This window comes from Collinsella sp. AF19-1LB, assembly GCF_003459655.1.
In the GTDB taxonomy this organism is placed as follows: domain Bacteria; phylum Actinomycetota; class Coriobacteriia; order Coriobacteriales; family Coriobacteriaceae; genus Collinsella.
This window is the reverse complement of sequence record NZ_QRWO01000031.1, coordinates 22,474-32,585: the sequence shown is the minus strand read 5'-3', so window position 1 is coordinate 32,585 and position 10,112 is coordinate 22,474. Positions and strand designations below refer to the sequence as shown.

General features: G+C 59.9%; 11 protein-coding genes. 1 reads left to right on the top strand and 10 read right to left on the bottom strand.

Translation table 11 applies throughout. From position 1 onward, the window contains the following. The first annotated feature begins 228 nt into the window (after nucleotides 1–228). A complete protein-coding gene (locus DWX39_RS09255; protein WP_117759547.1) occupies nucleotides 229–1,632 on the top strand; it encodes a LuxR C-terminal-related transcriptional regulator in 1,404 nt (467 codons plus the stop codon). A gap of 42 nt (nucleotides 1,633–1,674) precedes the next feature. On the opposite strand, the gene DWX39_RS09250 is transcribed toward DWX39_RS09255, so the two are convergent. The 10 genes from DWX39_RS09250 to purM form a co-directional block, all read right to left on the bottom strand. Beyond that, nucleotides 1,675–2,298, bottom strand: coding sequence for an AAA family ATPase (locus DWX39_RS09250; RefSeq protein ID WP_117759545.1), 624 nt, complete (start codon nucleotides 2,296–2,298; stop codon nucleotides 1,675–1,677). Nucleotides 2,299–2,346: 48 nt separating this feature from the next. Continuing rightward, complete coding sequence (locus DWX39_RS09245) at nucleotides 2,347–2,985, bottom strand: amino acid ABC transporter permease (RefSeq protein ID WP_006235796.1); 639 nt, start codon at nucleotides 2,983–2,985, stop codon at nucleotides 2,347–2,349. Nucleotides 2,986–2,988: 3 nt separating this feature from the next. Next, entirely contained in the window at nucleotides 2,989–3,735 is a 747-nt protein-coding gene (locus DWX39_RS09240; protein ID WP_035136546.1) for an amino acid ABC transporter permease, read from the bottom strand. Between the two features lie 25 nt (nucleotides 3,736–3,760). Further along, the gene (locus DWX39_RS09235) at nucleotides 3,761–4,636 is read right to left on the bottom strand and encodes a transporter substrate-binding domain-containing protein (RefSeq protein ID WP_117759543.1); all 876 of its coding nucleotides are present in this window, start codon (nucleotides 4,634–4,636) and stop codon (nucleotides 3,761–3,763) included. A gap of 8 nt (nucleotides 4,637–4,644) precedes the next feature. After that, on the bottom strand, nucleotides 4,645–5,376 hold the full coding sequence (locus DWX39_RS09230) for an amino acid ABC transporter ATP-binding protein (RefSeq protein WP_055251548.1): 732 nt from the start codon (nucleotides 5,374–5,376) through the stop codon (nucleotides 4,645–4,647). A 256-nt stretch (nucleotides 5,377–5,632) separates the two neighbouring features. Beyond that, nucleotides 5,633–6,076: a GatB/YqeY domain-containing protein gene (locus DWX39_RS09225; RefSeq protein ID WP_006235801.1), complete on the bottom strand. Its 444-nt coding sequence runs from the start codon at nucleotides 6,074–6,076 to the stop codon at nucleotides 5,633–5,635. A gap of 54 nt (nucleotides 6,077–6,130) precedes the next feature. Next, complete coding sequence (locus tag DWX39_RS09220) at nucleotides 6,131–7,354, bottom strand: peptidylprolyl isomerase (RefSeq protein ID WP_117759541.1); 1,224 nt, start codon at nucleotides 7,352–7,354, stop codon at nucleotides 6,131–6,133. Between the two features lie 224 nt (nucleotides 7,355–7,578). Beyond that, nucleotides 7,579–8,043 (bottom strand): PTS sugar transporter subunit IIA, encoded by a 465-nt coding sequence (locus DWX39_RS09215; RefSeq protein WP_117759539.1) that lies wholly within the window; start codon nucleotides 8,041–8,043, stop codon nucleotides 7,579–7,581. Between the two features lie 125 nt (nucleotides 8,044–8,168). After that, nucleotides 8,169–8,870 carry a phosphoribosylglycinamide formyltransferase gene (gene purN, locus DWX39_RS09210; RefSeq protein WP_117759537.1) on the bottom strand — a complete coding sequence of 234 codons (702 nt, stop codon included), beginning with the start codon at nucleotides 8,868–8,870 and terminating at the stop codon, nucleotides 8,169–8,171. Beyond that, nucleotides 8,860–9,963 carry a phosphoribosylformylglycinamidine cyclo-ligase gene (gene purM / locus DWX39_RS09205; protein ID WP_117759536.1) on the bottom strand — a complete coding sequence of 368 codons (1,104 nt, stop codon included), beginning with the start codon at nucleotides 9,961–9,963 and terminating at the stop codon, nucleotides 8,860–8,862. Before purM ends, purN begins: the two co-directional genes overlap by 11 nt. Nucleotides 9,964–10,112: the final 149 nt, after the last annotated feature.

The following is a 10,112-nucleotide window of genomic DNA, read 5'->3' as shown; positions in this document are numbered from 1 at the left end:
TTAATTTCAAAGTCCAAGAAATGGGATGCAGTTCACAAAGGTGCCTGTCCCCTTTGCGGTGATTCTGTACCACCAAGATGTGTCAAATGACTCCGTATGCCTAGGTTCGTAAATGTGAACCCAGGCCTCTACCTGCGGTTTAAGTCAATATGATTTCGCCATCGCCACACTCGTCCCGGGAACGCTACAATCGAGGACACGATTATTCGTCCACCCAAAGGACCGTCCTTGAACCTGAGCAGGCCTAAAATCAACGCGCTTCTGGCACTCGCGCTCTTCACCTTCGCCTTCCTTGCCGCCGAGTTTCGCTTCGACGTCAATGTCGGGCTACTCGCCGGCGCCGAACGTGTTGTGCTCGCACAGGGCTTTATTCTAGGTGCGAGCGTGCTCGGCTTTATCGGATATGCGCCGCTGCTCGGGCTCGCACAGCGCAAAGGCCGGCCTCGGGCAGTTGTCAGCACCGCCGTCCCCATCGCCATCTTGGGGTTGACTCAGATTCAGTCCCCCACGAGCCCGCTTGCGCTCGAGATTCTGGGATGCCTCGCATTCCTTGGACTCGGCCTACTGGGCGGCGCGGCACACCATGCCTTCGCAACGACATTCCAAGACGATCCCAAGCTCGCCACCGGTGCGGGAGCAGCCTATGCCGCGGGCATCCTGATGCAGTTCGCCATCAACCTGCTCAATTGCGGCGGCATCGCAGAGCTCATCGTCCTTGGCACAGCGACGATCGCCATCTCCGCCCTCAGCGTCGTTCCCCAAAAGGCTGCTGAGAGCTCCAGCCCCGCCATCAATCCCCTTGTTGAGCCATCGCACGCCCTTGCCAAGCAGGCGTGTTGGAGCATCGCGCTCGTCATGATTCTGGCCTGTCTGTTCTCTACTCTCGATAACGTGGTCACGTTCTCCAACGCCCACGGCACCATCGCCGTGCAGACCTGGCCGCGCCTCTTTTTGGCAGCGAGCGGTCTTGCCGCCGGTCTTATCTTTGATCTTGCCGAGCGTCGCTACATGGGACTCGTCATGTTCGGCGTCACGGTACTCTCCACTATTTCGATCTTAGCCGTCGAAGCAGGAGCCGATCCCAACCTGGGCCTCATTGTCTTTTACCTGAGCTCGGGCTTTTTCGTCACGTTCTTTACTGCCACGTTTACTCAGCTGGCACCGCGCATGCACGCGCCCGCCTTCTGGGCCGGCATGGGACGCGCCGCCAATAACGTGTGCGCGTTCACCACGTCGGGCGTCTCGCTTGCGCTTGTGACCTCGGGCAATGTTGCTCTCATCATGATCGGTGCGCTCGTTTTGCTCGTCGCCGCCTGCGCGGCATTTGTGGCAGCCGGCTTGTTCCGCCTACCCCAAACCGAGCAGGAGCGCGAACATCAACAGCTTGCCGAGGAGGCGCTGGCAGCACCGAGTATCGAGGAGCAGCGTCAGGTCTTCATCACCGATCACGCTCTCATCCCGCGCGAAGTTGACGTGCTGGTGGCTGTGACCCAAGATGAGCGCCCGCTCAAACAGGTCGCCGAGGAGCTTGGTATCTCGATGCGCATGGTGCAGCGCCACCTGAGTTCCATTTATCAAAAGACCGGCACGCAGACGCGCGCCGGTCTCACCAAGGCCTTCCCCTCCGCCTAAAACAAACCACCACAAAGGTGCCTTTGTGGTGGTTTTGATTGGCTAGGCTTCGAGCTGGGCGACTTTGTAGCGGTAGGCAGCGGCGATAACGTCTTTGCAGCCTTCGCGCCCCAGCTTGGCGCGGTTGACGACGATATCCTTACCGCTCGTCATCTTCCACTTGCCGGCGCTGTAGCGCTTATAGAACGCCTCGCGCGCCTTCTGCTGCTGTTTGACCAGCTTGGCGCCCTTCTTTTTGTTAAGGCCACGCTTCTTGCGCACAATCTCGACGCGGTCCTCAAAGGGAGCGGTCACCAACACGGCAATGTGGTTGGGGTTGTTGCGAAGCAGGTAATCGGACAGGCGGCCTTCGATAATGCAGCTCTCGGTCTCACCCAAGTCCAAAATCACCTGGCTCATCTTTTGGAACAGCTTGTCCGAGTACGAACGCGCGTCGTAGCGGTCGGGCAGGAACGCCATGTTCTCCACGGCCAGACGCTCGTCGTAGGCGGCCATCTTGTCGAGCGACTCGCCCGCGCGCAGCGACGCACGTACCAGCAGCTCGTTATCGTACAGCGGAATCCCCAACTCGTCGGCAAGCATGCGACCAATCTCGTGGCCCTCGGCGCCAAAGTCGCGCGCGATGGTAATGACCACAGGATTCTTCTTATTCTCCAGATCGCTCATCGCGATTCCTTTCTCTATGTGACAAAGGGACAGTCCCTTTGTCACATTCTACGCTGCCACCATTCGCCTCTGATATGCGCGAACCAGCAGCGAGATACCAAAGTTGAGCACAAAGTACATCGCAAACACCAGGCCGTAGAGCATAAGCACCTGCGACAGGTCGATCGCGTGGGCCATCACGACATTTGCCGTATACATGAGCTCGGCCACGTTAATACCCGAAAGATACGAGCTGTCCTTGATGACGGTCGTGCACTGGCTAAACAGCGCCGGAATGATCGTCTTAAACGTCTGCGGCAGAATGATGTAGCGCATGGTGGCAAAGAAGCCAAAACCCTGGCTCTGCGCCGCCTCAAACTGGCCGCGCGGAATCGAGTTGAGGCCGCCGCGCACAATCTCGGCCATCACGGCGCTGGTAAACAGCGTAAAGGCGATGGTCGAAATCACAATGTCCAAACCCTGCACAGTAAAGTAGATAAACAGGATCCACAGCAGGTTCGGTGTGCAGCGGAACAGCTCGATATAGGCGCTCACCAGAATACGGAACGGGCGGGGCGCATAGCTTTTAACGAGCGCCAGCACCGTGCCAAAGATGAGCGAGAAAAAGATCGACAGCGCCGAGATCTCGATTGTCTTAACAAAGCCGCCCCAAATGTAGAGCAGGTTGGTCGCGTTGAAGATTTCCATGCGCTAGGCCTCCTCTACGTTGTCGAGCCCCAGCTCGGCTAGGCTCACGCCGCGCGGACGCTCCTTGGAGCGGCGCTCGAGCCACTGCACAAGCATGGCGAGCGGAAAGCAGATGATGAAGTACATAAGGCAGCAGACGATGTATCCCTGCAGGTAACCGTACAGACTCACAAAGTTGTCGGAACGGTACATAAGGTCGCCGCCGGCCACAAGCGCCAGCACCGACGTGTTCTTGACCAGGTTGAGCGCCTGGTTACACAGCGGCGGCAGAATGATCTTGAACGTCTGGGGCAGTACGATGTACCAGTATGCCTGCGCACGGGTGAAGCCCTGGCTCTGGGCCGCCTCCATCTGACCGCGCGGAACGGCCTCGATACCGGTGCGGATGACCTCCGAGATGTAGGCCGCGTGATACAGGCCCACACCCAAGAAGCCCAGCACGAACGGCGCGATGCGCACCGGCTGGTCGGCGCCGGTTATAGCCTGCAAAAACTGCGGGCCAGCCATATACATAAAGAGCACCTGCACGGGTAGCGGGGTATTCTGGTAAAACTCAACGTACACGCGGCTGATGGCGCGCAGTACACGCGAACGGGTGGTCGAGAACACGCCCAGCAGCGTGCCCAGCACCAGCGACAGCAGCAGACCAGCAACGACCACCTGCAGCGTCACGCCAAAGCCCTCCCAGAAGGGCCCCATGTTTTGAAATGTCGTCGACCAGCGGTCGGCGTCAAACAATCCTTCGAGCATTTGATTCCTTCCTTGGACGATGCGCCTACACAAGACCCCAGGTCTTGACCTCTTGATCGAGCCAGCCGTCGGCCAAGCGATCGCAGACCACCTGATTGACCACGGCCGAGAGGTCGCAGCCCTTCTTGGTCGCCACGCCGTAGCCCTGCTCGCCAAACTTGACCTCGGGCTGCAGTAGCTCGACAGTCTCGTTCATGTAGCCGGCCAGCGTGGAGCGGTCCATGGCAAAGACGTCGATATTGCCGGCGTCGAGCGAACTCTTGATGATGGGGTAGCCGCTAAAGGCCCTAAATTCGGGCTCGCAGGTAAAGCCGTTATCCTTGATCATCTGCTCGATCAGGCCCTGCGTGGTGGCACCCTGACTCACGCCGATGACCTTGCCGTCCAGGTCCTCAATCGAGGTAAAGCCCGAACGTTTCTTGACCATGAGGCCCACGTAGTCGGTGCGATACGGCGTCGAGAAATCCCAGCTCTTCTTGCGCTCGTCGGTGATGGTGTAGGTCGCCGCGACCACATCGAGTTGGCCGTTGTCGATCAGCGGGCCGCGCGTCTTGGGCGTTACGTCGGTAAACTCGACCAGCTCCTGGGCGCGGGCCTCCTTGTAGCTCACGCCAAAGACGGCAGCGGCGATCTGGTAGCACAGATCGACCTCCATGCCCTCAAAGCGACCCTTGGCGGTGTCGTAATAGCCGTAGCCGGGAACATCCTTCTTAACGCCGGCGTTCAGGTGGCCACGCGACTTGATGGTCGCAAGCTTGGACCCCTTGTCGGAGGCCTCGCCGCTGGCAGAGTTGCCGCAACCGGTGAGCGCGGTCCCCGTCAGCGCGAGCATGCCGGCGCCAGCCAGCTGCAAAAAGTGACGGCGCGATACAGCCGCCCTCGTCATATCCGTCATGTCCATCACCGCGCCTAGTGCAGAATCTTGGACAGGAACTCGCGGCAGCGCGGGTTCTCGGGGTTATCGAAGAAGTGCTCGGGCGTGCCCTCCTCCAGAATGCGGCCGTCCTCCATAAAGATGACGCGGTCGGCCACCTGGCGCGCAAAGCCCATCTCATGCGTCACGCAGATCATGGTGATGTCCTCCTGCGCAAGCTCAATCATAACGTCCAGAACCTCCTGGACCATCTCGGGGTCGAGCGCCGAGGTCGGCTCGTCAAACAGGATGATGGGCTGCTTAGTGCACAGGGCACGGGCGATAGCGATGCGCTGCTGCTGACCGCCCGAGAGGTTCTGCGGATACTCGCCGGCCTTATGAGCCATGCCAACGCGCTTGAGCGCGGCGATGGCGATCTCGGTCGCCTCCTCCTTGCTCTTCTTTTGCAGCTTGATGGGCGCGAGCGTCAGATTGCCCAGCACCGTCATGTTGGGATACAGGTTGAACTGCTGAAACACCATGGAGCTATACTTGCGAGCCATCTCCAGGTGATTCTTCTTGGTAAGCGGCGTGCCGTCGATGATGACCTCGCCCGACGTGGGCTCCTCAAGATAATCGACGCAGCGGATGAGCGTCGACTTACCCGAACCAGAGGGCCCGATCATTACGAGCTTCTCGCCGCGCTTGACGGTGAGGTTGATATCTTTGAGCACATGCAGGTCGCCAAAGTACTTGTTGAGATGCTTGATCTCGATCATGTCTGCCATGAATGTCCCTTCCCTGCGTTTACACGAGTTGAACTATTGTACGGAAAGAACCACGTTTCCGCAGCCCACACTACATCCCCGTAAAGAACCCGCAATCTTTCACCTGCTCGTTGGTGCTCATTGGGGACAGACTTAAATGAGTACCCCCCGTGGGCACTCAATTTGAGTCTGTCCCCAATGAGTGCCCAGCCCAGCAAAAAGGGGCGCGACCGCAATGGTCACGCCCCCTCGATATCAACTATGTACCGCTAGGCCCCTATGCGAGTTTGGCTCCAACGATCTTTGCTGCTGCCGGCTTATCGAAGTTGCCGCCAGTGGCCTTACCCAGAGCGCCCATGACCTGGCCCATCTGCTTCTTGGACGTGGCGCCCAGCTCGGCGATGACCTGCTCGATCAGGGCCTCGAGCTCCTCGCCCGAAACCTGCGCGGGCAGAAGGCTCTCCAGAATCTTGACCTGCTCGGTCAGGTTGTCGGTACGCTCTTGGTCGGTGCCGGCCTTGATGGACATCTCCAGCGTCTCGCTCGTCTGCTTAATCAGACGCTTGATCATGCTGTTGACGTCTTCCTCGGTCACATCGCGGCGCTCGTTAACCTCGATATTCTTCACCTCGGCCTTGACCTGGCGAATGATGGACAGGCGAACCTTGTCCTTAGCCTTCATGGCCGCGATCATTTCCTTCTGCAGCTCTTCGTTGGTCATCTGCAAATCCTCTCTAATAGCGTGGGCGGCACTCGCGCGAGCACCGCCCCATGATTACTCAGTCGTCGACGAATCGTCGGTCGAACTCTTGGTGACGCCCTTCAGGCTCACGTTATAGGGCACGTCCTTAGGCATGGGGTTAACGGTGATGTCGGCGTCCTTCTTGTACTGCTCCAGCCACTCGCTGTACGCGGTGCTTGCCGTCTGCGTCTTCACCACGTTGGAGACGTACTTCTTGATGTCCTTGGGTACCTGCTTAATGTCATCGACCTGATTATCGACATGGAAGTAGTCGGTGCACTTGATGATGTGGTAACCATAGGTCGACTCGACGACGTCGCTCACATCGCCCTTGTTGAGCCCCTCGAGCGCCGCCTGGTAGCTGTCGACGAAGGTGGTGAGCTTGTCCCAGCCCACATCGCCCTTCTTATCCTTGGAGCCGGTATCGTCGGAGTACTGCTTTACGGCGTCCTCAAAGCTCAGCTCGCCGGAGTTGATCTTGTCCAGGCACTCCTGCGCCTTGGCCTTGGCGGCGGCCTTGTCCTCATCGGAAGCGTCGGAATCGACCTTGATCAGAATATTCGACGAACGGCGGGCGTCATTGTAGTTGGACAGGTTCTCGTTGATGTAATCGACAATCTCGCTGTCCTTGGGCTTGCTTGTGGGCGCTACCGCATCCTTGAGCTTTTGCTGCGCCAGGCTCTCCTTGAGCGAGTCCTTGTAGGTGTCCTCGGTGTAGCCGTAGGTCTTAAGCGTCTTCTTAAAGGCCTTGGCGCCGCCGGCGCTCTTGCAGGCGTCCTTCCAGGCCTTCTCGACCTCCTCGTCCGAGACGGTCACGCCGTTTTCCTTCTGCGCTTGCTGAAGCAGAATCTGCTGCGTGTAGGAGTCGATGAGCTGCTTGCGATACTTCTTGGGCGTGAGGTCGTTGTCGACCAGGTACTGCGCCCAGTCTTTGTCCTTGGTGTAGCCGTAGGACGTGCGCATGCTCATGATCTGCTTGGTCACGGTGTCCTCGGTGAGGTTGGTGCCATTGATGGTAGCAGCCACGCCGCCAGTGAGCTTATAGCCCGAGCTGGCGCTTTCGGTCTGCGACATCAGGCCGGAGCACGCCATGGCCGAGACGGAAAGCAGCATCGCTAGTACGCCGATAACCACTAGGATAATCTTGACGGTCTTGGACACATAGGTCTTGCGCTGCTTCTTGCGAGAGCTGGAGGCGGCGCGAGCCTGCTGCTCGGGCGTCGGCTCGGGTGCGGGGTTCTTTTTCTTATTTGCCATAGTTGGCCTTTCGCATAACGAATCGAACAAACGCCATTGTGTCACAACGCAGCCCCCGCGGCACGCTTGGTGCATTGGGGACAGGTTAATCTGCACCATTTTGGTGCAAAGGGGACAGCTCTGGCAGCCGGCAGTTAGGGACGTTCCTTTTCTGCCGACAGTTAGAGACAGTCCCCAAGTGCCGGCACATAAGGAACGTCCCTAGGTGCCGGTTTAGCCCCACCTTAGAAGTGACGGCGGATGGCGTCGACCATGCCCTGGGGCGTGGTCTGGCCGAGCACGTCGGCTGCGGCATCGGCGTCCATAAAGATATTCATGAGCGCCTGCAGGGCCTCGACCTGGCCGCCCGGCTCGGCAATGCCCAGGTTGATGACGATCTGCGCCGGCACCGGAGCGCCCATGCCAGCCATAGCGTTAAATATCACGGGCGCGGCGGGCTTCACCACCGCGATATAGGGCTTGGCCACAAACCCCGGATCGGTATGCGGAATGGCAATGTTTACCGCCGGCATGGCAAGACCCGTGGGATAGGCATCCTCGCGCGTGCGAACGGCGTCGAGCCAACCGTCGGCAATGTAGCCGCGCGGAGCAAGCTCACTCTCGAGTTGCGCAAACACCTCACCCGGCGTCGCACACTCCCAATCAAAAAACACCAGCTCAGGCGTAAACAGCGCTTCGTTATCCGCCATGCGCTCACCTCTCTCACCTAGTCATTCAGGAACGTCCCCGATGACCACCCAAAACAAAAGGTGGCCACGCGCGCCTTGGCGCCAATGACCACCCTGACCACTCAACTAAATTGTACTGTGCGCCGCTAGCCGCGGGGCGCATCAATTGCGACCTTGCCGCTCTCCAGCACGTGAACGCGGCCGTCGGCAAGCATTTGCACGACCTCGGGATACAGCACATGCTCAATCGCGTGGATGTGCTCCTCGAGCGTGTCGACATCCCAGCCCTCCTCAACAGCCAGCGCACGCTGGGCGATGATGGGACCGTTGTCGTAGATCTCGTTGGCAAAATGCACGGTCACGCCAGTTACCTTGACGCCGCGCGCAAAGGCATCGTCAATCGCATGCGCACCGGTAAAGCTCGGCAGCAGCGCCGGATGCAGATTGACCACGCGGTTGGGAAACGCCGCCAGCAAAGGCGTGTGCACCATGCGCATGTAGCCGGCCATGACCACATACTCGCAGCCGCGCTCGAGAAGCTCGTGCGCGATGATCTCGTCAGCGGCGATGGGGTCGGCGTAGACATCCTTGGACAGCGTGAGCGTCTGGATGCCCGCGCGCTCAGCGCGCTGCAGACCCTTAGCCGAGGGACGGCTCGACACCACAAGCTCAATCGAAGCGTTGAGCTTGCCGGCGGCGATCAGATCGATCAGCGCCTGCAAGTTGGTACCCGAACCGCTGATGAGCACACCGATCTTGAGCGGCTCAGCTGTATCGGTGCCAGTCGGACGGATATAGGGCACAAAGTCCAGGCCCTCACTAGCAGCCATCTGCTCGTTAGCGCTCATCGGAGTACACGACCTTACCGGAACCCTCGACGCACTCGCCCACGCGGAACGGCTTCTCGCCCAGCGCGACCAGAGCCTCGGTCACGGCAGCCTCGTCCTCGGGGGCAACGATCAGGCACAGGCCGACGCCCATGTTGAAGGTCTTGCATGCCTCGTTGGGCGCGAGCTCGGCCTGACGCGACACGTAAGTAATGACGGGCGGAACATCCCAGCCCATCTCGGCGCCGCTGCGGGTGACCACGGCATCGACATCGTCGGCGAGCGCGCGGTTGAGGTTCTCGGTGATGCCGCCGCCGGTGATGTGGGCGATGGCGTGCACGTTGGCGCCGCCGCGCAGCAGCTCCAGAATCGGCCTGACGTAGATGCGCGTAGGGGCCAGCAGAGCATCGGCCAGCGAAGCACCGTCGAGCTCCTCGAGCGGACGGCTCAGTTCCTCGGCCTTAGCGGCGGCCTCGGGCGTGCCCGGCTTGATGCCGTCAACGCCGATGACCTTGCGCACGAGCGAGTAGCCGTTGGAGTGCACACCGGTGGAAGGCAGACCCAGGATCACATCGCCGGGGCGAACGTTCGCGGGGTCAAGCATCTTGGGACGGTCGACGACGCCCACGGTAAAGCCGGCGAGGTCGTAGTCGGCGGGAGCCATGACGCCGGGGTGCTCGGCCATCTCGCCGCCCACGAGCGCGCAGCCCGCGAGCTTGCAGCCGTCGGCCACACCCTTGATGATCTTTGCCATGTGCTCGGCCTCAATGTGACCGATGGCAACGTAATCCAGGAAGAACAGCGGCTCGGCGCCCGAAGCCAAAATGTCGTTGACGCACATGGCGACCAGGTCCTGGCCCACCGTCTCGTGACGGTCCATGATCTGGGCGAGCACGAGCTTGGTGCCCACGCCGTCGGTGCCGCTGATCAGGATCGGGTCTTCCATATCCTTAAGCGCGGCGGCCGAGAACAGGCCGCCGAAGCCACCGATGCCGCCGATAACCTCGGGGCGGTTGGTGTCCTTGACCATCTGCTTAATAGCGTCGACGGCGCGACCACCCTCGGCGGTATCGACGCCGGCGTCCTCGTACGTCACATGCTTGCTGTCGCTCATCTGAGCCTTCCTCTCCCATTACCGTCCGACGCGCGGGCGCCAAACGGTGCTCATAGTTGCGTTCATTTCGGCGCGCGCCATAACAGCGCGCGCCGTCATATCAACAAAACAGCAGGTAAAACCTACCAAAATAAACCTGTCCCTAAATG